The sequence below is a fragment of the Faecalibacterium sp. DFI.5.82 genome (assembly GCF_029076575.1).
Taxonomy (GTDB): Bacteria; Bacillota; Clostridia; order Oscillospirales; family Ruminococcaceae; genus Faecalibacterium; species Faecalibacterium duncaniae.
On sequence record NZ_JARFIS010000095.1, the window covers coordinates 1 to 428 of the forward strand.

Sequence of the window (428 nt, forward strand, 5' to 3'; positions counted from 1 at the left end):
TTACTAAAAGTAGCATCCGTATTTTCCAAAAATGCTTCAAGGTCATCATAAATCGAATGACCCGCATCCTTTGCGTCTCGCATCTCAGCCGTCATCAGCATTTTCAATATGATCGCCAGGTTCCCGGCCGAAGTCGGACTGGAAGCCTCAATCAGATTCTTCCCAGTTGGAAAAATCGAATTCATTAAGCCGCTTTCTTGGGGTGCCGTTTTATCACTAGGAAAAATATTCATATTCCAAGTACCAGCAATTACACTGAATTTAGAATCATCCAACACTCCAGTTGCAATTGAACAGGCATCAATATCAAACATCCCGCCAAACACCGGCGTTCCTTCTTGAAGGTTCGTTTGAGCAGCCGCTGCTTGCGTGATCGTTCCTCTTAGATCAGTTGCTTTAATCAATTCCGGCATTTTATCAAACATTTC

At 43.0% G+C, this 428-nt stretch carries 1 pseudogene; it reads right to left on the bottom strand.

Going from position 1 to position 428, the window contains the following annotated elements:
• Positions 1 to 428: pseudogene (locus tag P0G09_RS15730) on the bottom strand (carbohydrate kinase); the annotation flags it as partial.